This is a genomic window from Deinococcus aestuarii, from assembly GCF_018863415.1.
Classification (GTDB): domain Bacteria; phylum Deinococcota; class Deinococci; order Deinococcales; family Deinococcaceae; genus Deinococcus; species Deinococcus aestuarii.
Genome location: NZ_JAHKSN010000009.1, coordinates 1 through 19,457 on the forward strand (window position 1 = coordinate 1; position 19,457 = coordinate 19,457).

A 19,457-nucleotide genomic window follows, 5' to 3' on the forward strand; every position below is an offset into this window, starting at 1 on the left:
GGGGCGGGCGGTCGCTCTGGGTGCCGGGGATGACGGCGGCCTCCATCGCCTTGTCGGTGGCGCGGGGGGCGATCTCACCGAGGGCGGCGATGCCCCGGCCCCCCCCGCCGACGAAGAGGTCGCGGGTGGGCGTCACCGCCGCGTGCAGGATCGCGCGGGCCACCGTCTCGGGCGCGTAGACCGGCGGGACGTGCTTGGGCTCGACCTCCAGATAGTTGCGCGCGTGCAGGGGAAAGGGCGTGTCGATGGGGCCCGGCTTGATCAGGGTGACGGAGACGGGCGCCTCCTCGTCCTCCAGCTCCATGCGCAGGGCGTCGGTGAAGCCCTTGACGGCGTGCTTGGAGGAGGCGTAGAGGCCCTGGAGCGGGAGGGAACGGTCGGAGACGACGCTGCCCACGTTGATGAGCGCCCCGCCGCGCGTCTTGAGGGTTTTCAGCGCCTCGCGCGAGCCGTACACCAGGCCCCAGAAGTTCACGTCGAAGAGGCGGCGCATGTCCTCCACGCTGAGCTGTTCGAGCCTCCCGTACATGCCGACGCCCGCGTTGTTCACCCAGGTGTCGAAGCCGCCGAAACGTTCGCGCGCGACCTCGGCGATGCGCGCCACGTCCTCCTCGCGGCTCACGTCCGCCACCACGTGGATGGCCTGCCCGCCGTCGTCGGTGATCTGCCAGACGAGCTGTCGCAACGCCTCCTCGCTGCGGGCCGCGAGGACGAGGCGGGCGCCTTCCTTCGCCGCCATCCGCGCCGTCGAGAGCCCGATGCCGCTCGACGCGCCCGTGATCACGATGACCTGCTCGTTAAGGGGCTTGAGGTTGATTTTCATGGGCAACTCCTTGGGGTGGGGCGAGAGGGTGCAGGCTCACTCCTCCCTGAGGAAGGGCGGGGGCCTGACGGGTCCGTCACCGCAGCAAAGCAGACCCGCCATGAGGGCACGGGCGGCCCGCCTAAAGACCGCCATCATGATCCGAGGGTAAAGGCGCTGGGGAGGCTCTCCGGGCGCGTGAACGGTCCTTTATGAGATGGGGGCGGGGGCTGAGGGCTCTCTAAAGCGGCTTCAGCGGCCGTTGAGCGAACCTCCAGAGGGTGAGGTGAGGGGGGTTTGCCAGGGAGCAAACCCAGCCAAATGCGTCCATGAGCGAAGAGAAGCAGAAGACGCTACCCGCCCAGCAGCAGAGCGACCGTCCCGGCCACGAGAGCGAGATGGACCCGCAACCCGTGTACATCAAGCCCGACTACAAGGCCGCCGGGAAGCTCCAGGGCAAGGCCGCCATCATCACGGGCGGGGACAGCGGCATCGGCCGGGCGGTCGCCGTCCACTTCGCAAGGGAGGGCGCCGACGTCGCTATCGTCTATCTCGACGAGTCGGAGGACGCGCAGAAGACGAAGCGGCTCGTCGAGGAGGCTGGGCAGAAGTGCCTGACCATCGCGGGCGACGTGGGCGACCCGCAGTTCTGCCAGCAGGCCGTGGGGCAGGCGGTGGACGCCTTCGGACGGCTCGACATCCTGGTGAACAACGCCGCCGAGCAGCACCCGCAGGAGAGCCTGACCGACATCAGCCCCGAGCAACTGGAGAAGACCTTCCGCACGAACATCTTCGGGTACTTCTACATGGCGCAGGCGGCGCTGGAGCACCTGAAGGAAGGCTCGACGATCATCAACACCTCCTCGGTCACCGACTACAAGGGCAGCCCGCAGCTCATCGACTACGCCTCGACGAAGGGCGCCATCGTGGCCTTCACGCGCTCCCTCTCGATGCAGCTCGTTGAGAAGGGCATCCGGGTGAACGGCGTGGCGCCGGGCCCGATCTGGACGCCGCTGATCCCCTCCACCTTCCCGCCCGAGAAGGTCGAGACCTTCGGTGCCGACGTGCCGATGGCGCGGCCCGGCCAGCCCGCCGAGGTGGCGACCTGCTTCGTCTTCCTGGCGTCCGACGATTCGAGCTACATCAGCGGCCAGATGCTCCACCCCAACGGCGGCGAGGTCGTCAACGGCTGAGGACGGGACTCGACCCCACGGGAGGGCGACGGGCAGAGGCCTGTCGCCCTCCTGCCCGTCGCCCGCGCCCCGACCGTTACTGATAGCTCGCGGTCCGGAGGCCGTTTGCCACGGTCATCTTCACGTACATCCCGTTTTGCGCGTGACGGCCCACCCGGCATAGAATCAGATACGTCCCGGGCCGGTTGGCGGTGAACTTCGCGCCCTCCGCCGCTCCGGTGGGCAGGACCACCTTCGTCGCGGCGTCGGGAAAGGCGAGCCGGGCCTGGCCGGTGTTGGCGGGCACCGCCGCGCCCGCGACCACCGCGAAGTCGTGCGGCATCCGTCCGGCGTTGCTCAGCCGGACCTCAATCGTCCACCCGAGCGGCACCGTCAGCGTCTTCTCGCCCTTGGCGTCTCCGTTGTAATTCAGCCCGTTGTTGTGGCCGCCCTCCCCCGCCACGAAGTTGACCTGCACCGTCTTCGTGTCGGCGTTCGTGGTCACGACGGGTCCCATCGTCGGCTGGGCGGTCGTGGTGCCCGAGGTCTGCGCGAGAGCGGCGGTGGCGAGGAGTGAGGCGGCGAGCGCGAGTCGTTTCATGGTCTTCTCCTGGGAGGGTGGGGGACGGGCAGGGCGACTGGCGAGGCGGGAAACGTCACCGCCGGGAGGGAGGGGGCCGGGTTCTCGGCACAACACGTCGGGGAATGGTGGCTCCAACCTACCCGCCGGGTCCTGCGGTGGGAATGGGAGAACCGGACGGCGGCATGTCTTTTTTTCCGGCGGGCGGGGGTAGGCCCGGCGGTCACCCACGCCCGGGCCGAGCCTCAGCGCGGGGGGGCGGGCCGGGCGCGCTCCCCCTCCCGCAGGTGCCGGGCCAGCCACTCGGCCGCGTCCTCGACCACCGCCTGCGGAACGCTGTGCCCGCCGTCCCACCAGCGCAACTCCTTGGGCTGACCCGCCGCGTTGAAGAGCCGCTCGGCCTGCTCGGGGCGGATCACCGGGTCGTGCCGCCCGTTCACCATCAGGAGGGGGCAACCCGCGAGCGAGCGCGCGGCGCGCGGGGGGTCCACGATGGCGCGGGCGACGGCGGTGAGCGGCGTTCCCAGCGGCAGGTCGCCCCCCGCCGCGAGGACGAGCGCCCGGACCTCACCCGACCGCGCGGCGAGGGTCACGCCCAGGAAGGAGCCCAGCGAGTAGCCCACCACCGCCACCCCGTCCGGGCGCACGGCGGGGTGCGCGCGCAGATACTCCACCCCGGCCTCTCCCTCGCGCAGGGCCAGCCGCCACAGCCGGGCGACCTCCAGGGGGTTGCGGAGGGACTGCAACTCCAGCGGATTGCCGCGCGTGCCGTGCAGCGGCAGGTCGGGGGCGAGCGAGGCCACCCCGCGCCGCAGCAGCGCCGTGCCCACCGAATCGGCCATCACGTCCCCGCGCGAGGAGTAACCGTGGAGCAGGAGAGCGGCGGGCACCCTCACCCCCGGTGACACGCTGGGCAGGTGCAAGACGGCGGGCACGGACACCCCGCCCACCTGCAAGTCGAGGCGCAGGCGCGTGCCGCCGGGAACCCGGGTTTCGTCGCGGAGGGTGGAGGTGGGCGGCATGGGGCAGAGGGTAGGGCGGGCGGGCACCGCCTTCCGTGACGGGGTTGCCGAAGGCGGGCGGGGGATACAGTTCGCCCATGGGGGCATGGGCGCGGCGCCCTGCTCCCTCTCCCCTCGTGGGAGAGGGTTGGGGTGAGGTGGCGTGTGACCCGCTCGCCCACTCAAAAGGTCCAAGGGCTTTTCGAGTGGCTCTCGACGCCGTGCCCGCTCACTCCCACCCAATCTCCCCCCTCAGAGGAGGAGTTTTGAGCGCTCAGTGGAGCGAGCTTTCGTCCATTGGGCATGGATCACAGCCTGTCCATGCCACCCTGAGACGAGATGCTCCAACCCGACGACAAGGCAGGACACCCCCCGGAAACCTGGCACGTCTACACCGACGGCAGCAGCAGGCACGAGCGGCGGCAGACCTTCAGCGGGTGGGCGGCGCGGGCGGTGCAGCCGCAGACGCGGCAGGTGCGCCAGGTCAGCGGGGCGGGTCCCGGCGGCGATTCCCTGGGAGCGGAGACGACGGCGATTCTGGAGGGGCTGCGGCTCGTTCCGGCGGGCGCATCGGTTCTGCTGCACAGCGACCTCGACCCGGCGCTCCTCCTGACCGTGCTGGAGAGCGGCCCCGGGGAGGCGGCCCGCGCCCACCTGCGGGGCGTGGACGTTCACCCCATCCTGCGGCACACGGCGGCCCACCACCGCGACATGCACGACGCCGCCCGAGCGGCGGAAAGGGAGGCCAGGGAGGGCGCCTCACTGGGGTCCGCTTCCCTCCCGAACGCTGTGCAGGACGCGCAGTTGCAGGCCCGCGCGGGCCGGACGGACGCGGTGGAGACGAGGGGACCTGTGCGGCGTCTGCCCGGCCTGACGGGGCCGCTGCGGCTGTGGGTCCGGGGCGTCACGTCCGGTCGCGCGGCGGGGAGCGGACGCACGCTCGTCACCCTGACACTGGACCTTCCAGACGTTCAGGGCACCGGGCCGACCGAGACGGCGGCGCTCGGGGACGCGCTGGAGGGGATGCTCCTTGCCCTCACGCGCGGCACCCTGATCCACCTTCAGGTGCCGGAGCGGTGGCGGGAGGCGGTGGCGGCGGCCATGGCAGGGCACGGGGCGGTGCGGGTCGTGCCGGAACCGGAAGAACCCACCCCTCCCGCAGAGGACGGCTGAGGCTGAGAATTCAGAAGGGCGAGTTGGGGAAGTAGAACCGGGCCGCGTTCTCCTTCGTCACGAGCACCGAGGGGATGATCGTGCTCGCCTTCATGGGCGTGCCCTTCATGCGGCTCTCGACGGTCAGGCGCATCGCGTCGGCGATCATGCTGGGCGGGTAGGTGACGTTGGCGGTGATGAGCTTGTCTCCCCCGTCCATCACCCGCTTGACCATCTCCTTCATGCCCGCGCCGCCGAGGACGAGGCGGATGTCGGTGCGCTTCGCCTGCCCGATGGCGCGCAGCACGCCGACCGCCATGTCGTCGTCGGAGGCCCACACCGCGTCAATCCTGGGGAAGCGGGTGAGGTAGTCCTGCATGACCTTGAAGGCGTCGTCGCGGTTCCAGTTGCCGTAGCGGGCGTCGAGAATCTTGACCTTGGGGTTCTTCGCCACGGCGGCGCGGAAGGCGTCGTTGCGCTGGTTGTCGATCACGGTAGGAATGCCGCGCAGGACGACCACGTTGCCCCCGTTCGGCCCGAGCTGCCGCGCGACGTACTCGCCTGCCACCCGCCCGAAGCCCGTGTTGTCTCCCGCTACATAGGCGTCCTGCGCCTTGGGATCGGTCAGGCCGCGGTCCACCACCGTCACGAACACGCCCCGGTTTTTCAGGTTGGCGACCGGGCGGGTCAGCGGCGCACTCTCCTGCGGCAGGATCACGAGCGCGTTGATCTTGTTGACCGTGTAGAGGTCCTGAATCTGATTCGCCTGTTCGTTGGCGTCCTTGGCCGTCTTCACGATGATCTGGGCACCCGGATACTGCTTTTCCAGTTGCGCCTTCGCCTGGTTGGCGTGGTACACGACGCCCGCCGTCCAGCCGTGGTCGGCGGCGGGGATGGACACGCCGATCACCTGCTTCGTCTGCGCGAGGGCCGAGGAGGCGACGAGGGCGGCGGAGAGGAGGGCCAGGCGGGTGAGGTGGGTCATGCGTGAACTCCTGTCGGGGCGAGAGGCGGAGGGCCGAGGAACGAGCGGGAATCGGACGGGGGGGCGCGTCATCTCCGCTCCCCGCGCTGGAAGAACGCGACGAGGATGATCACGACGCCCTGCACCGCCGCGTTGAGGTACACGCTGATGATGTTGGTGAGGTTGAGGGTGTTCTCGATGGTCACGAGGAGGATCGCGCCCACCACCGTTCCCCAGATACGCCCGTGCCCGCCCTTGAGGGCCGTTCCCCCGATGATCACGGCGGCGATGGCCTCCAGCTCCCACAGGAGCCCGGTGGACGGCGAGGCGCTGCCCAGGCGCGGCACGTAAAGGATCGTGGCGATGGCGACACAGACGCCCAGGAGCATGTAGGTGGCGACCTTCACCCCGGTCACGTTGATCGCGGCGTAGCGGGCCACCTGCTCGTTGCTGCCGATGGCCTGCACGTAGCGCCCGTAACGGGTACGGTTGAGGATCAGCCCGCCCAGCAGCGCGACGAGCGCGAAGACGAGAATGGGGATGGGGATGCCCAGCAGCGAGCCGTAGAAGACCGGGCTGTACCGCTCGCTCACGCCGAGGTCGAGCGAGATGGCGCCCCCCTGCGAGAGGTAGGTCAGGACGGCGCGGTAGATGCCCAGCGTCCCCAGCGTGACGATGAAGGGTTCGATCCTTCCTTTGGTGATCGTGACCCCGTGGAAGAGCCCGGCGAGCGCTCCCAGCGCAAGGGCGGTGAGCATCCCGACCCCGATGGTCGCCCACCCGGCGCCGAGCGAGGGCACGAGGTCGTTCATCACGAGGATCATCGAACCCGCAATCAGCGCGGCGAGCGAGCCGACGGAGAGGTCGATCCCGCCCGAGATGATCACGAAGGTCATCCCCACCGCGATGATGCCCGTGAAGGCCGCGCGCGTCAGGATGTTGGTGAGGTTGCTGACGCCCAGGAAGTCCGGGTTGAGGAGCGTGGCGACGAGCATCAGGGCGAGGAGGCCCAGGAGCGGCCCCAGCCGTCCCAGGCGACCGAGGAAGGACGGCCCCTCGGTGGGGCGCAGGGCCGGGCTAGGCGTGGACATGGGCGCTCCTGACCGGGCCCGTCTTGAGGCCTGTCGCGTACTGGATGACTTCGTGTTCGGTCATGTCCTCTCCCGTCAGCTCGCCGACGAGCCTTCCCGCGTGCATCACCAGCAGGCGGTGACACAGGCCGAGGAGTTCGGGCAGCTCGCTGCTGATCACGACCACGCCCTTGCCCGCCGCCGCGAGCGTGTGGACGAGGTGGTAGATCTCGCGCTTGGCGCCCACGTCCACCCCGCGCGTCGGCTCGTCGAGGACGATCGCGTCGGGGCTGGCCTCCAGAATCTTCGCCAGGGCGAGCTTCTGCTGGTTGCCGCCCGAGAGCGCGGAGGCGGTCACGTCGAGCCGTCCGGCCCGGATGTGGTACTCGCGGACCGCCTCCCCCATCCGCCGCCGCTCGGCCCCCACGTCGAGGAGGGGACGGGCGTAGTGCTCCAGCGTCATCAACGTCAGGTTGGGCGTGAGGGCGAAGTCCACCAGCAGGCCCTTCCCCTTGCGGTCCTCGCTGAGGTAGACGAGGCCAGCCCGGGCGGCGTCCCGAGCATTTCTCAGGCGAATGGGACGACCACGCAGGCGCACTTGAGAGACATTTCTAGGCCGCAGACCGAACAGCCCCTCGAAGCTCTCCGTGCGGCCCGAGCCCACCAGCCCCGCGAGGCCCAGGACCTCTCCCCTCCGCAGGGTAAACCCCACGTCCCGCGACCAGCCGGGCACGGTCAGGCCCTCCACGTGGAGCAATTCCTCGGAGCCCGGCGGCTGCCGCTCGGGGAACATGTCCTCCAACTCGCGCCCGACCATCAGGTTCGCCATCTGCGCCTGGGTCAGCTCGCGCGTCTCGTTGCTGGTCACGTACGCCCCGTCGCGCAGGACGGTCACCCGGTCGGCTACCCGCTCCACCTCGTCGAGCTTGTGGCTGATGTAGAGGATGGTGACGCCGGAGTCGCGCAGGCGGCGGATCAGAGTGAGCAGCGTGTCCGTCTCCCGCAGGGTGAGGGCGGCGGTGGGCTCGTCCATGATCAGGACGCGGGCGTCACGCGCGAGGGCCTTGGCAATCTCCACGAGCTGCTTCTGGGGCACGCTGAGGTCGCGCACCCGGCGGCGCGGATCGAGGGTGACGTTCAGGCGCTCCAGAGCCGCCCGCGCCCCCGCCTCCATCGCCCGGTCGTCGATCAGGACGCTCCCCGGCTCGTGTCCCAGGTAGATGTTCTGCGCGACGGTCAGGTCCTCGGCGAGGTTGAATTCCTGGTGGATCAGGACGATACCCCGTGCCTCGGCGTCGCGGCTGGAGGTGAAGTGAACGGGCTGGCCCTCCAGCAGCACGCTTCCTGCGCTGGGCGCGTGGTAGCCGCCCAGAATCTTGACGAGGGTGCTCTTCCCCGCCCCGTTCTCGCCGAGGAGGGCGTGAACCTCGCCCCGCCGCACGCCGAAGGAAACGTCGCGCAATACCTCGACCGGGCCGAAGCGTTTGGAGATGCCGTCGAACACGATGAAATCGGCATTCGTCACGGCGCGGTCCGGAAGGGCGGGGCCGGAAGGCTGGGAGCGGCGGACGGGTGGGCGGAACCGGGCAGGACAGCCATGACACCTCGGGGGAGTTGGCGCTCTGAACTTGAACGTTGAGGGAATCATAGGAGCCGCGCTGGGGCGAGTCAAACGCTGCCCTAGCTCCGGGCAGGCGTTGCAACCGGGTCCCCGAAGGGGTCCAATGTGAACATGGCCCACAACTCATCCCGAACGGTGAAGCCTCACGACAACGCCCCGCACGCCCGGTGGGCCGCATGACCCGCCGCCTGCGCATGGGCATGGTCGGCGGCGGCAAGGACGCCTTTATCGGGGCCGTCCACCGCCACGCCGCCGCCCTCGACGGGCAGATCGACTTCGTGGCGGGGGCGCTGTCGAGCACGCCGGAGAAGGCCCGCGCGTCGGGGCTCGCCCTGGGGCTGGCGGACGACCGCAACTACGGTTCGTGGGAGGAGATGCTCGAGCGGGAGTTGGGGCGCGAGGACCGGATCGACTTCGTTTCCGTCGTCACGCCCAACCACATGCACTACCCGGTGGCGAAGGCGTTCGCCCAGGCCGGGATCAACGTCGTCAGCGACAAGCCGATGGTCGTCAGCAGCGAGCAGGCCCAGGACCTGATCCGCGTGGTCGAGGCGTCGGGGGTCGTCTTCGCCGTCACCTACAACTACACCGGCTACCCGATGGTGCGACAGGCCCGCCAGATGGTGCGCTCGGGGCAACTGGGCGAGATCCGCAAGGTCATCGTGGAGTACCACCAGGGCTGGCTGGCCCAGGAGCAGGACGAGGAGGCGAACAAGCAGGCGGGCTGGCGCACCGACCCCGCCCGCAGCGGCATGGGCGGCGCCATCGGCGACATCGGCTCGCATGCGGAAAACCTCGTCTCCACCGTGACGGGGCTGGAGCTGGAGGCGATCTGCGCCGACCTCACCGCCTTCGTGCCGGGGCGACGGCTGGACGACGACGCGAACGTGCTGCTGCGTTTCCGGGGCGGGGCGAAGGGCCTCCTGACCGTCTCCCAGGTCGAGATCGGCCGCGAGAACGACCTGCGGCTGAGCGTCTTCGGCACGAAGGGCAGCCTGCACTGGCGACAGGAGGAGCCCAACCACCTGCTCTACGACACCCTCGACGGTCCGAGGCAGGTTCTCACGCGCGGGAGCCCGTATATCAGCGACGCGGCCAAACGGGCGACCCGCCTCCCCCCCGGGCACCCCGAGGCGTTCCTGGAAGCCTTCGCCAACATCTACCTCGGCGCCGCCGCCCATATCCGCGCCAGGATGGAGGGCCGGGAGCACGTGCCCGACTACCCCACGGTGGAGGACGGGGCACGCGGAGTCCACTTCATCGAGAAGACGGTGGAGAGTGCTCACGGTGAGGCGAAGTGGACGGACACGGCGTGGCGGGCAGCGCGGGCGAGCCGTTGAATCCAGGCGGCAGACCGAAAAAAGTTTGAAATCTATAACAAATCGGCCAATCTGACCGCCACTGCCGTTGTTATGCTCAGGGATAAATGAGCGTATCCGGAGGAGTTATGAACCGCAGACTGACCCTGACCGCCCTGATTCTGGCCGCGCCCGCCCTGGCCTCGACGGCGGAGGCCGCGCCCGGCTCCTGGCGGGGCACGATCTACATGAGCGCCGCGGATTACGCGCCCAACTTCCCGGGCGTGAAGAAAGAAAGCCAGCTCAAGGTCTTCCAGCAGATCGCCGACGAGTACGAGAAACTCTATCCCGGCATCAAGATCCGGTTCCACAACCAGCCCATCCCCGACACGAACACCATGATCCGGGTGAAGGCGGCGGCGGGCGAACTCTTCGACGTGTACTGGGCCCAGGCCTACAGCCTGAATTCCACCCTGCCCAAGGGGGTGGCGGTGGACCTCGCGCCCGCTTTCAAGCAGCCCAACGCCTATATCCCCGGCAACAAGGCGTGGCAGGATGTGATGGACAAGGCCCAGCTCGCCGAGGGCCGCAACCCCAGCGGCGCCGTGTACACCCTGAGCGGCGACAAGGTGGCGTACACGATCTTTTACAACAAAGACCTCCTCAAGAAGGTCGGGATCACCAAGGCGCCCGCGACCTGGCCCGAACTCATCGCCGCGTCGAAGAAGCTCCAGGCCGCCGGGATCTTTCCCATGCACGCCGTGCCCGCCTACCCGTGGTGGAGCCGCCACTTCCTGACCGACTTCTACAGCAAGGACTACGCCAAACTCACGGGCTACGACGGCCTGCCCGGCCAGTCGCCGCTCGACGAGGCGGTGGCGATTCATAAGGGCATCCTGACGCCCAAGGACGACCGCTTCATGTCGTGGTGGCCGGTGATGAAGCAGTTCACCGACACCTGGCCGAAGGACTACCTCACCGCCGACCCGGCCAAGAACTACGACGCCTTCCAGGACTTCGTGGGCCAGAAAGAGGCGATGCTCTACGAGGGCAGTTACAAGGTGCGCGAGATGCTCGACGCGGGCGTGAAGTTCCCGGTGGGGGCCTTCAACTTCCCGAAGCTCTCCAAAAACGAGAGCAAGTACACGACCGGCGTGAACACGGCGAACGCCTACTCGGGCACGGGCGGCTTCCAGTTCGCGATGAGCACGCCGCTCGCCAACAAGACCATGCGTGAGAAGGGCAAGCCCGAGGCGGTGCTCGACTGGATGCGCTTTTTCGGAACGCCGAAGAACCTCCAGCGCCTGACCACCGAGCAGGGCACCTACGCGCCCACCTGGCCCGGCACGAGCGTCAAGCTGGCGCTGAGCAACTTCGACTCCGGGGCGATCACGTCGCAGATCAAACTGCCCGAGCGGTCCATCGGGGCGCAGACCGCCTCGGCGAACCTGGGCTGGGTGGACATGCAGCGCATCTTCGGGCTGTACCTCAGCGGGAACATCACGCTCGACCAGGCCAAGGCGCAGGCGCAGACGGTGCTCGACCGAGCGGCGCAGGACTACGCCCGCAAGAACAAGGTCGACCTCTCCAAGTACTGAGGAGGCAGGCTCCCGCATGAGTGACCGTCCGTATCTGCTCACGACCCTGAGCCACACCTGGCCGATAAGCCGGGCCGCCTGACGGCAGGCCGGGAGGGACGCCCACGCGCGCCTCTCCCGGCCTGCCCCTTTTGCCCGAGAAGGAGACACCATGACCGCCGTGCCCGGTTTTCGCCCCGGCTCCTCCCCCCGGCGGGACACCCTCGCCCGGTTGCGCCGGGGCTGGCCCGCCTACCTCTTCCTGCTGCCGACCCTGCTGCTGGTCGGGTACTTCTCGTACTACCCCGCCTACATCGCGGTCACGCGGGCCTTCACCGACTGGGACGGCCTGAACGTCCCGAACTTCACCGGAGTAGAAAACTTCCAGCGGGCGGTCAGCGACCCCGTGATGGGGCAGGCCACCCTGAACATGGCGATCTGGGTGGTGCTGGGGCTGATCCTCGCCCTCTTGCCGCCGCTCCTGATCTCGGAGCTGATCTTCCACCTGCGCGGGCGGCGTCGGCAGTACGCCTACCGGACCCTCTTCGTCATCCCCATCGTGATCCCGTCGCTGGTGCTGCTGCTCGTGTGGGGCAGCTTCTACCGCAGCGACGGGTTGCTCAACACCCTGCTGGGCTCGGTCGGGCTGGGCGGGCTGCGGCACGACTGGCTCAGCGACCCCGGCACGGCGCTCTACAGCCTGATCTTCCTGGGCTTTCCGTACGTCGACGCCTTCAACTTTCTGCTGCTGTACGCGGGGCTCCAGGGCATCCCGCAGGACGTGTTCGACGCCGCGAAGATCGACGGTGCGACGGGGTGGCGGCGCGTCTTGAGGGTCGACCTGCCGCTGCTGCGCCCGCAACTGGGGCTGATCGCCGTGCTCGCCATCATCGGGAACGTCCAGTACTTCATCAGCCCGCTGGTGCTGACCTCGGGCGGGCCGGGCTTTGCGACGACCGTGCCCGCCCTGCTGATGTACTTCACGGCCACGCGGGACGGCGAGTACGGCTACGCGATGGCGATTGCCGTGCTGCTGATGATCCTCGTCGTCGCGCTGACGGGCCTCTCACGCTGGATCAGCCGGGGGTCGAGATGACGGCCGGGCCGCGCCGCGTGGGCCTCACGCCGGGCGAGATCGTCCGCCAGGCGGTGCTCATCCTCTTCGGGCTGCTCGCCCTCTTCCCGCTGTACTTCAGCCTCGTCAACTCCTTCAAGGACCGGGTGCAGTACGCGGAGAACCTGCTCAACGTCCCCTCCACGCTCCACCCGGAGAATTACGGGGTGGCCTGGACGCAGATTCAGGGTCCGCTGCTGAACTCGGTGATCGTCACGGTGACGAGCGTGCTGGCGACGCTGGTGCTCGCTTCCCTGAGCGCCTACGCCTTCGCGCTGATGGACTTCCCGGGGCGGCACCTGCTGTTCGGCGTCACCTTCGCCCTCCTGCTCGTGCCGGAGTTCCTGACGCTGATTCCGCTGTACGTGCAGATTCGCAACCTGACGCTGCCGAGCAACTACCTGGCGATCATCCTGCCCACCATCGCCGCCGGGCAACCGTTTGCCATCCTGGTGCTGCGGGCGGCCTTCGAGGCGATCCCGAAGGACATGCTGGAGGCCGCGCGGCTCGACGGGGCCGGGCACCTGCAACTGCTGCGCCGCATCGTGCTGCCGATCAGCCTGCCCATCCTCATCAGCGTGGCGATCATCCGGCTGATCCCGGTGTGGAACGAGTACCTGCTCCCATCGCTCGTCCTCGACGAGGCGCACCGCACCCTGCCCGTCGCCCTGGTGAGCTTCCAGGGGGGAGGGGCCGCCACCGCCGTCACCCCGAACTACGGGGCGCTGATGGCCTCGTACGTGCTCTCGGCGGTGCCGCTGCTCGTGCTCTTCGCCTTCCTGATGCGCTACTACATCCAGGGGGTGACGAGCGGCGGGGTGAAGGGGTAACACCGAGCACCACAGGAAAAGGGCCCGGCATTCCACCGGGCCCTTCCCGCTTCCTGTTTTGCCTGGACTCAGCTTCCGGGCAGCGCCTTGGCCTCTTCGAGGTGGCGGGCCACGGCGGGCTGGATCTTCGCCGCGTAGGCCAGAGCCTGCTGATCCTTGCCGACGCTGCGGTAGGTCTCGATCAGGTCGAGGGTCATCTGGTGGCCGCCCACCTGCACGTTCTTGTACGCCGCGTCGAAGGCCGCGCCCGAGAGCGTGGTCAGGCGGTTGTACTGGAGGCGCTGGTCGGCGCCCGGCTTGTCGGCGATCCGCACGCCCTTGGCGTTGGCGAGGGCCCGCAGCTCAGCCTGTGCGCGGGTGTGCTCGGTGATCATCTGCTGGGCGTAGGCGCGCACGTTCTGGTTCGTGCTCTTTTGCAGGGCGAGCTGCGAGGTCGTGATCTCGGTGAGGTTGCTCATGCTCGCCACTTCCATGAAGAGCACGTCGGTGTCGTTCGAGACCTGCGCGGTGGTCACCGGCCCGACGGGTTGCTGACCTTCGGCGCCCCCGGCGAGAGCGGCGGGAATCACGAGACTCAGGGCGGTGGCGGCCGTCAGAAAACGTTTTTGCATGGTGGTCCCTCCGTTGTTGAACTTCCTCCAGTTTGGCAGAAGGTAAGTCCCTGTAAACTCGTCCCCCTTCATACAGCCGTGAGCCCCTCCAAAGAGAATCTTGAATTCATCAGTGGACGTAGGAAAAGCTACGGTGGTAACCAGACCTTTGTTATGACACCACCCTTACGGAAGAGCTTTCCCCGGTTGATCACCGAAACTTTGTAAGAAGTCGTAGTTTTGCTACTGCCGTCTGAAGATGTCTTGGGCGAAAGGCCACACGAGGTCGGGCACGCTTGCCCATGCTAGGCGCATGAAACCCATTTCTCCGCGTCTGCACGGCATCATCGATTACGTGGCCTGCGGCACGATGGTCGCCGCGCCCTCGCTGCTGGGGCTCAACGGCGCCGCCCGCACTGCGTCGTACGCCTTCGCGGGCACGTACTTCGTGATCAGCGCGCTGACCGACTATCCCCCCGCCCTGAGCCGGATGATTCCCTTCCCGCTCCACGGCAAGATCGAGCTGCTGAGCGCACCCGCGCTGGCCGCCCTGCCCTTTGTGGTGGAATCGTTCAAGGGTTCCAAGGAACGCGCGTACTTCCTGGGGCTGGCGGGTGTCGTGCTCGGCGCCTACAGCCTGACCGACTGGGAGGCGGACCCGGACGCCTGACGGGAAGAGAATGAAGAAGCAGGAGGCCGCCTTCGCCGCAGCCTCCTGCTCGTATCGACTCCTCCCCGTCAGTCCTTGAGGCGATACACCCGCACGTAGTCGAAGCGGGTGGTGAAGCCCGCCCCGCCCATCGAGACGAGGCCAATCTTGGCCTGTCCGAGGGTGTGGGTCCAGGTGCCGCCGCGCGTCCAGTTCACGCCGTCGCGGCTGGAATAACCCGTGTAGGTCTCCTCGTTGCCGCTGGCCCGGCGCACGACTCGCAGCCAGGTGTCGCGGCCCGGCGAGGCGAGGACGGTGTTACCGTAGCGGGGATAGCCGGTCGGAACGACGTCGACCTCCTTGGCGAACTCGATCTGGCGGGTGTTGAAATTGGAGAAGACGGCGACCTTGAGGAAGCGGTTGTCGTCCCCGTACAGGATGAGGCCACCCTGCGAGTAGTTGAAACAGCACCCCTCGTCGGGCAGGTTGATGCTGAGCTTGACCTCGACGGCGTAGTTCCCCGCCGGGGCGTCCTGGGTCAGCACGGAGGCGGTGTTGCTGTCCACATACAGGTCGGCGGACTGGGTGTCGAAGCGGAAGGTGCCGTCCTCCAGTCCGGCGACGCCCGCAGCGGGCGGGCGCACCCACGTCCAGCGTGGGGCGAGGGTCGCCCCGGTGAACTCGTCGCTGTAGGCATCGAGCTTCTCGCCCACGGCGTCGTCCGCGAGCACGGGCGAGGCGGGAGCGGTCTTCTCGCCGGGCTGGGCGGCGGGGGCAGGCATCGGCTTGTCGGATGCCCAGGCGCCGCCCCGCACGGTGGGCCAGCCGTCCACCCAGTCCACGGGGTCGAGGAGCATCGGGCGCTTGTTGATGTTCCGGGTCACGTCGAGGTAGGGGTCGGAGCGGTCGATGGCGTGGTAGGCCGTCCAGTCGCGCCCGGCGGCGTCCTGGAAGACGACGTTGTGGCCGGGGCCGACCCAGCGGTTGCCGTTCATGCTGATCACGGGGGTGCCGCCCACCCGGGGGTCCAGCAGCGACACGCCGTCCCGGTCCACGAAGGGCCCCGTCGGGCTGGCCGAGCGGCCCACGAAGACGCTGTAGCCCGTCAGCGGCCCGCCGCAGCAGTTCGTGGCGGAGGCCATCAGGTAGTAGTAGCCCTCGTGCCGCACGACCTGGGCGCCTTCGTAACGGTTGTCGAGGGCGACCTCGCGTTGGGTGGCCGGGTCGGTCCGGAGCCCGTCCTCGCTGAGCTGCCGCACCGAGATGCCGCCGAAGTAGCTCCCGTAATACATCCAGCGGGTGCCGGAGGCGTCGGTCAGGACTTCGGGGTCGAACACCCAGCGCCGCCCGTTGGGGTCCGCGCCGGGTTGGGGGGCGGGCTGCGGCTCCACGACGGGCGCGCCGCTGTCTGTCCAGGGGCCGGTCGGCGTGGGCCCGGTCGCCACCCCGATGGCGCTGCCGCCCGCCTTGGTGTCGGAGGCCGTGTAGTAGAGCAGGTACCTGTCCCCCTGCCGCACCACCTCGGGGGCCCACAGGCCCGCGTCGTCCTTCACCCAGCTCGGCTTCGTCGTGAAGGCGTCGCCCACGTACGTCCAGTTCACGAGGTCGGTGGACTTCGCCATGCTGATGAGGTGGAAGACGAGGTTGCCCTGCGCGTCGCGGTCCTGCGCGTTGTGCGGGTCGGTGGTGCAGTAGAGGTACCAGTTCGAATCCGCCCCGCGCAGGATGTCGGGGTCGGCGCAGGACTCGACGCGGGTGCCGTCGGCCTTGGTGATGGCGGGCGGGTTGGAGTAGGTGCGCCCGGTCTGAGGAGGCTGGAAGCGGTCACAGCCCGAGAGGAGCAGGGCGCCGAGGACGGAGGGGGCGAGCAGGGCGGAGCGCAATCGGGCGGGACGCGTCATTCGGACCTCCGGGGGAATGGGAAGGCTCAGCTCAGGGGTGGACCGGCTCGGGCAGCGCGGACGGCACTCCGCCTTGCCACCGCAGCGGCGCGGCGTGAAGTTGCCGCTTCGTGCGTTCCTCGTTCCAGGCGTGGAAGATCAGGATGTCCTCGCCCCCGCCCTGGGTGACGCTCGCGTGGCCGGGGCCGCGCAGGTGTCCGGCGGTCCGCAGCACGTTCGCGCCGGGACTGGGCTCCGTCCACGGGCCGAGCGGGTGCTCCGCGACCGCGTGCCCCACCCCGTAGCTCTCGTTCGTCCACGCGCCGCCCGAATACAGCAGGTGATAGCCGCCGCCCCGGTAGAGCACGAAGGGGCCCTCGAGCGTGTGCCAGTCGTACACGGCGCCGTACATCGTGCGCGCCCGCTGGTAGATCTGCCAGTCCCCGGTCGCGCGCAGGATCGTCCGCGCCCCCTCCAGCCGCGTCATGTCTTGCAGCTCGGCGGCGGCGAGCACGGTGCCGGGGCGGTCGGTCGTCAGGTCGTCACGCGCGTAGAACAGCCACCACGAGCCGTCGGGCGCCCGAAAGGGGTGCGGGTCGATGGCGAAGGGTTCGTCCGGCGTCATGTTCACGCCGAGGTCGGTGAAGGGCCCGAGTGGATCTTGCGAGGTCGCCACCCGCAGGTGGTGTCCCTTGTCCCCCTGCCCCACCGAGTAGTACAGGTAAAAGGTATCGCCTTGCCGCGCGACTTCCGGCGCCCAGTAGTCCTGCTCCTCCGGGGTCAGCGGCTCCAGCGCCCCCCCGTGCGAGGTCCAGTGGACGAGATCGGTCGAGGACAGCACCTCGAAGGCCCGTTGCCCCTCCCGCCCGTTGAGGCCGGTGCCGTAGGCGTAGTACGTGCCGTCCACGAACAGCACGAAGGGGTCGGCGAAGTTGCCGGGGTAGAGGGGTTCTTGTGGGAGGGGCTCACGCATGGAGGGGCCTTTCGCGGGGGGAGACGGGGATGGTGCACACGGAAGAAGGCCGGGGTTGGATTGGAGACGGAGGGCGGTTGGAGGGCGCCTGCGGTGCCCCCCTCCCAGTCTCCCCCACGAGGGGGGACTCGTAGAGCTGCGCAGCAGAGGAGCAAGAACGCTGGAGCCTGGGCGCTTTTTCTCCCTCCCCGTGGGGGACTCGGAGAGCTTCTCGCAGGGGGCCGGGGAGGGAGCACGCCCAATGCATCCCAACCGAACAGGATGACAACCCGCTCCACCTCAAGGCGTCGGCCTCACCTGAGGCGTCACGGTCGGGCCACTCACCCGCACCTTGCCCCCGCCGAAGGTCACCCGGTCGAGATACAGGCTGCGGTAGCCCACCTCGTCCCCGATGCGCCCCGCCGTCCAGGCGTGGTAGGCGAGCCAGGTGCGCCCCGCCCCGTCGGTGACCACCGTCTGGTGCCCCGGCCCGGCGACCGTTCCCTTGCTCACGAGGATGGGGTTCTCGGGCGCCTTGCGGTAGGGCCCGGTGACCTTCGAGGCGGTCGCGTAGCCCACGGCGTACAGGTCGCTGTCGAACGGCCCCGCCGAGTAGAGCAGGTAATACACGCCGCCCTCGCGGTGGAGGGTGGGCGCCTCGATCACGTTGCCCTCCCAGAGCTGGAAGTTCTGGATGAGGGCCGTCTCCCTGCCGGTGAGCCGCAGCCCGGTCGCGTCGAGGGGCTGGAGGTAGATGTTCGTGGCCTGATTGCAGCAGTTGCCGTCGTTCTTCCACAGGAGGTAGAGCTTCCCGTCCGCGTCGCGGAAGGGGCTGGCGTCGATGCTGCCGCCCTCGCCGAGCTGACAGACGAGGGGACCGCCCGGCGCGGGCTGGAAGGGCCCGGCGGGGGCCGCCGAGGTCGCCGCGCCGATGCACTGGCGCCCGCTCTCCTCGTGCCAGGCAGTGAAGTACAGAACGTACCTGTTCCCCACCCGCGCCACCTCGGGCGCCCAGGTGCGGCCCAGCTTCGCCCAGCCCGGCAGCGTGGGCATGGCGTCGCCCCCCACCTCCCAGCGCACGAGGTCGCGGCTGACCGCGTGGGGCACGTTGGCGCTGGCGCTGTTCGTCGCGTAGGCGTGGTAGGTGTTCCCCACCTTCAGGATGGCGGGGTCGGGGAAATTCTGGTCGAGGACGGGGTTCTTGAAGATGCCCGTGGCGGTCGTGGCGGGCCGGGTCGCCGTGCCCCCACTCCCCCCCGCCAGGGAGGAGGCCGGGGCGAGGACGGCGCCGAGCGTCAGGGCGAGGGCGAGCCGGGCCGTCCTCACTCCTTCATCCCGGTGGTGGAGAGGCCCGCGATGAGGTAGCGCTGGGCGAGCAGGTAGGCGATCAGCACGGGGACGCTGGCGATGGCGGTCGAGGCCATCAGCTTGCCGTACTCGGTGACGTAGCGCTGCGAGAAGGTGTTCACGCCGACGGGCAGGGTGAGCTTGTCGAGGTCGGTGATCACGAAGGTGGGCCAGATGAAGTTGTTCCACGAGCCCATGAAGGCGAAGACCGCCAGCGTCACCAGGGAGGGGATGCTCAGCGGCAGGATCACGTGCCACAACACCTGAAGGGAGTTGGCTCCGTCGAGCCGCGCGGCCTCCTCCAGCTCCCTGGGCAGCCCCATGAAAAACTGCCGCAGCAGGAAGACGCCGAAGGCCCCCGCCAGCCCCGGCCAGATCAGCGAGTGGAAGGAATTGATCCAGTCGAAGCGGATCATCATCAGGTACGACGGGATCAGGGTGATCACGCCCGGAATCATCAGCGAGCCCAGGATGAACCAGAAGATCGCGTCGCGGCCCGGGAACCGCATCCGCGCGAGGGGATAGGCCGTCAGGGCGCACAGGGCGACGTGGAGCACCGTGTAGACGGTCGCCACGAAAAAGGAGTTCCACATCCACCGCAGGATGTTGCCGTCCGGCGAGGTCAGCACCTCGCGGTAGTTCTCCAGGGTGGGGCGGGCCGGGAACCACTGGGTCGGCGTGGAGATCACATCCGTCTCGGGCTTGATCGACGTGGTGATCATCCAGTACATCGGCGCGAGAAAGACCAGGGCGAGCAGGCACAGCAGCAGGAAGCGCGGCACGTCGCGCGGGCCCCGGCGGGGCGGGGCGCCCCGCGTGGTGGCGACCGCCGGAAGGTCACGGGCGGGGGCGGCCATC

Annotated in this window: 18 protein-coding genes; 7 read left to right on the forward strand and 11 right to left on the reverse strand. The window is 68.9% G+C overall.

Annotated elements, in window-relative coordinates; all coding sequences use genetic code 11:
• On the reverse strand, positions 1 to 823 hold an 823-nt coding region (locus tag IC605_RS12210; protein ID WP_216324128.1), incomplete at its 3' end, for an SDR family oxidoreductase.
• Between the two features lie 308 nt (positions 824 to 1,131).
• Here IC605_RS12210 and IC605_RS12215 point away from each other — a divergent pair.
• Positions 1,132 to 1,995, forward strand: a complete 864-nt coding sequence (locus IC605_RS12215) for an SDR family oxidoreductase (RefSeq protein ID WP_216324131.1) — start codon at positions 1,132 to 1,134, stop codon at positions 1,993 to 1,995.
• Positions 1,996 to 2,071: 76 nt separating this feature from the next.
• On the opposite strand, the gene IC605_RS12220 is transcribed toward IC605_RS12215, so the two are convergent.
• Together IC605_RS12220 and IC605_RS12225 are read right to left on the reverse strand one after the other, a co-directional pair.
• Positions 2,072 to 2,575, reverse strand: coding sequence for a sulfocyanin-like copper-binding protein (locus IC605_RS12220; RefSeq protein ID WP_216324133.1), 504 nt, complete (start codon positions 2,573 to 2,575; stop codon positions 2,072 to 2,074).
• A 224-nt stretch (positions 2,576 to 2,799) separates the two neighbouring features.
• Complete coding sequence (locus IC605_RS12225) at positions 2,800 to 3,576, reverse strand: alpha/beta hydrolase family protein (RefSeq protein WP_216324135.1); 777 nt, start codon at positions 3,574 to 3,576, stop codon at positions 2,800 to 2,802.
• A gap of 318 nt (positions 3,577 to 3,894) precedes the next feature.
• Between IC605_RS12225 and IC605_RS12230 the strand changes: the two genes are divergently transcribed.
• Positions 3,895 to 4,728, forward strand: coding sequence for a ribonuclease H family protein (locus tag IC605_RS12230; protein ID WP_216324137.1), 834 nt, complete (start codon positions 3,895 to 3,897; stop codon positions 4,726 to 4,728).
• A gap of 10 nt (positions 4,729 to 4,738) precedes the next feature.
• On the opposite strand, the gene IC605_RS12235 is transcribed toward IC605_RS12230, so the two are convergent.
• The 3 genes from IC605_RS12235 to IC605_RS12245 form a co-directional block, all read right to left on the reverse strand.
• Positions 4,739 to 5,692, reverse strand: a complete 954-nt coding sequence (locus IC605_RS12235; RefSeq protein WP_216324140.1) for a substrate-binding domain-containing protein — start codon at positions 5,690 to 5,692, stop codon at positions 4,739 to 4,741.
• 68 nt (positions 5,693 to 5,760) lie between these two features.
• Entirely contained in the window at positions 5,761 to 6,762 is a 1,002-nt protein-coding gene (locus tag IC605_RS12240) for an ABC transporter permease (RefSeq protein ID WP_216324144.1), read from the reverse strand.
• Positions 6,749 to 8,266, reverse strand: a complete 1,518-nt coding sequence (locus tag IC605_RS12245; RefSeq protein ID WP_343216601.1) for a sugar ABC transporter ATP-binding protein — start codon at positions 8,264 to 8,266, stop codon at positions 6,749 to 6,751. Before IC605_RS12245 ends, IC605_RS12240 begins: the two co-directional genes overlap by 14 nt.
• A gap of 272 nt (positions 8,267 to 8,538) precedes the next feature.
• On the opposite strand from IC605_RS12245, the gene IC605_RS12250 reads away from it, so the two are divergent.
• From IC605_RS12250 to IC605_RS12265, 4 genes are all read left to right on the forward strand, one after another.
• On the forward strand, positions 8,539 to 9,702 hold the full coding sequence (locus IC605_RS12250; protein ID WP_216324149.1) for a Gfo/Idh/MocA family protein: 1,164 nt from the start codon (positions 8,539 to 8,541) through the stop codon (positions 9,700 to 9,702).
• Positions 9,703 to 9,809: 107 nt separating this feature from the next.
• Positions 9,810 to 11,258: an ABC transporter substrate-binding protein gene (locus IC605_RS12255; protein WP_216324153.1), complete on the forward strand. Its 1,449-nt coding sequence runs from the start codon at positions 9,810 to 9,812 to the stop codon at positions 11,256 to 11,258.
• A gap of 151 nt (positions 11,259 to 11,409) precedes the next feature.
• A complete protein-coding gene (locus IC605_RS12260; protein WP_216324156.1) occupies positions 11,410 to 12,333 on the forward strand; it encodes a carbohydrate ABC transporter permease in 924 nt (307 codons plus the stop codon).
• Positions 12,330 to 13,181 carry a carbohydrate ABC transporter permease gene (locus IC605_RS12265; RefSeq protein WP_216324159.1) on the forward strand — a complete coding sequence of 284 codons (852 nt, stop codon included), beginning with the start codon at positions 12,330 to 12,332 and terminating at the stop codon, positions 13,179 to 13,181. Before IC605_RS12260 ends, IC605_RS12265 begins: the two co-directional genes overlap by 4 nt.
• A 68-nt stretch (positions 13,182 to 13,249) precedes the next feature.
• On the opposite strand, the gene IC605_RS12270 is transcribed toward IC605_RS12265, so the two are convergent.
• Positions 13,250 to 13,792 (reverse strand): DUF4142 domain-containing protein, encoded by a 543-nt coding sequence (locus tag IC605_RS12270; RefSeq protein ID WP_216324175.1) that lies wholly within the window; start codon positions 13,790 to 13,792, stop codon positions 13,250 to 13,252.
• A gap of 292 nt (positions 13,793 to 14,084) precedes the next feature.
• Here IC605_RS12270 and IC605_RS12275 point away from each other — a divergent pair, with 292 nt between their 5' ends.
• The gene (locus tag IC605_RS12275; RefSeq protein WP_216324179.1) at positions 14,085 to 14,441 is read left to right on the forward strand and encodes a hypothetical protein; all 357 of its coding nucleotides are present in this window, start codon (positions 14,085 to 14,087) and stop codon (positions 14,439 to 14,441) included.
• 68 nt (positions 14,442 to 14,509) lie between these two features.
• Here the strand turns inward: IC605_RS12275 and IC605_RS12280 are convergent, their stop codons facing one another.
• The 4 genes from IC605_RS12280 to IC605_RS12295 form a co-directional block, all read right to left on the reverse strand.
• Positions 14,510 to 16,321 carry a glycoside hydrolase family 43 protein gene (locus tag IC605_RS12280; protein ID WP_216324182.1) on the reverse strand — a complete coding sequence of 604 codons (1,812 nt, stop codon included), beginning with the start codon at positions 16,319 to 16,321 and terminating at the stop codon, positions 14,510 to 14,512.
• Between the two features lie 31 nt (positions 16,322 to 16,352).
• Positions 16,353 to 17,273: a glycoside hydrolase family 43 protein gene (locus IC605_RS12285; RefSeq protein ID WP_216324184.1), complete on the reverse strand. Its 921-nt coding sequence runs from the start codon at positions 17,271 to 17,273 to the stop codon at positions 16,353 to 16,355.
• 279 nt (positions 17,274 to 17,552) lie between these two features.
• Entirely contained in the window at positions 17,553 to 18,578 is a 1,026-nt protein-coding gene (locus IC605_RS12290; RefSeq protein ID WP_216324199.1) for a glycoside hydrolase family 43 protein, read from the reverse strand.
• Positions 18,575 to 19,456, reverse strand: a complete 882-nt coding sequence (locus IC605_RS12295) for a carbohydrate ABC transporter permease (protein WP_216324202.1) — start codon at positions 19,454 to 19,456, stop codon at positions 18,575 to 18,577. Before IC605_RS12295 ends, IC605_RS12290 begins: the two co-directional genes overlap by 4 nt.
• Between the last annotated feature and the right edge of the window lies 1 nt (position 19,457).

Excerpts from the sequence above, each read along its gene's own strand:
- IC605_RS12215 (WP_216324131.1), top strand. The coding sequence starts at position 1,132 with ATGAGCGAAGAGAAGCAGAAGACGCTACCCGCCCAGCAGCAGAGCGAC.
- IC605_RS12220 (WP_216324133.1), bottom strand. The coding sequence starts at position 2,575 with ATGAAACGACTCGCGCTCGCCGCCTCACTCCTCGCCACCGCCGCTCTC.
- IC605_RS12225 (WP_216324135.1), bottom strand. The coding sequence starts at position 3,576 with ATGCCGCCCACCTCCACCCTCCGCGACGAAACCCGGGTTCCCGGCGGC.
- IC605_RS12230 (WP_216324137.1), top strand. The coding sequence starts at position 3,895 with ATGCTCCAACCCGACGACAAGGCAGGACACCCCCCGGAAACCTGGCAC.
- IC605_RS12235 (WP_216324140.1), bottom strand. The coding sequence starts at position 5,692 with ATGACCCACCTCACCCGCCTGGCCCTCCTCTCCGCCGCCCTCGTCGCC.
- IC605_RS12240 (WP_216324144.1), bottom strand. The coding sequence starts at position 6,762 with ATGTCCACGCCTAGCCCGGCCCTGCGCCCCACCGAGGGGCCGTCCTTC.
- IC605_RS12250 (WP_216324149.1), top strand. The coding sequence starts at position 8,539 with ATGACCCGCCGCCTGCGCATGGGCATGGTCGGCGGCGGCAAGGACGCC.
- IC605_RS12255 (WP_216324153.1), top strand. The coding sequence starts at position 9,810 with ATGAACCGCAGACTGACCCTGACCGCCCTGATTCTGGCCGCGCCCGCC.
- IC605_RS12260 (WP_216324156.1), top strand. The coding sequence starts at position 11,410 with ATGACCGCCGTGCCCGGTTTTCGCCCCGGCTCCTCCCCCCGGCGGGAC.
- IC605_RS12265 (WP_216324159.1), top strand. The coding sequence starts at position 12,330 with ATGACGGCCGGGCCGCGCCGCGTGGGCCTCACGCCGGGCGAGATCGTC.
- IC605_RS12270 (WP_216324175.1), bottom strand. The coding sequence starts at position 13,792 with ATGCAAAAACGTTTTCTGACGGCCGCCACCGCCCTGAGTCTCGTGATT.
- IC605_RS12275 (WP_216324179.1), top strand. The coding sequence starts at position 14,085 with ATGAAACCCATTTCTCCGCGTCTGCACGGCATCATCGATTACGTGGCC.
- IC605_RS12280 (WP_216324182.1), bottom strand. The coding sequence starts at position 16,321 with ATGACGCGTCCCGCCCGATTGCGCTCCGCCCTGCTCGCCCCCTCCGTC.
- IC605_RS12285 (WP_216324184.1), bottom strand. The coding sequence starts at position 17,273 with ATGCGTGAGCCCCTCCCACAAGAACCCCTCTACCCCGGCAACTTCGCC.
- IC605_RS12295 (WP_216324202.1), bottom strand. The coding sequence starts at position 19,456 with ATGGCCGCCCCCGCCCGTGACCTTCCGGCGGTCGCCACCACGCGGGGC.